Annotated in this window: 1 protein-coding gene; it reads left to right on the top strand. The window is 50.7% G+C overall.

Going from position 1 to position 505, the window contains the following annotated elements:
• Positions 1-505: recombinase family protein (locus U8U68_RS22195; protein WP_322204672.1), on the top strand; the 505-nt coding region annotated here is incomplete at both ends.

Here is a 505-nt window from a genome sequence, read left to right as displayed (position 1 = left end):
TTCAACTGTAATGCTCCTGCCTATGGCTTCGAGATGGTAGATGGGAAGATGGTCGTCAAAGAGGATGAGGCGGCTGTGATTCGCCGGATTTTTGACCTTTACCTGCAAGGCGTGGGCAAGCAAAATATTGCGAATATCCTCAATGCGGAGGGTGTTCCACGGCGATATGGGCAGAAAAAATGGCATCACACTACGGTTGACTATGTGGTCAAAAACGAACGGTATATGGGCGATGCGCTTTTGCAAAAGGAGTACACTACGGATACGGTGCCCTTCCGCAAAAAGCGAAATCACGGAGAAAAGGCCCAATATTATGTGGAAAACAGCAACCCACCCATTATCAGCCGGGAGGTATTCCAGGCAGCACAAAGGCTGCAGGAATCCAGAATTACCACAACAAAGAAAGAACACAACTCGATTCTGTCTGGTGTCCTGCGTTGCCCCGACTGCGGGAGCACCTTCCGCCGACAACTGCTGCGTGGAACCGTGTACTGGATGTGCAGTG

This window comes from Acutalibacter intestini (assembly GCF_034334985.1).
Lineage (GTDB): Bacteria > Bacillota > Clostridia > Oscillospirales > Acutalibacteraceae > Acutalibacter > Acutalibacter intestini.
Note: the sequence above shows the minus strand (reverse complement) of the source record. Positions and strands in the feature narration are given on the sequence as shown.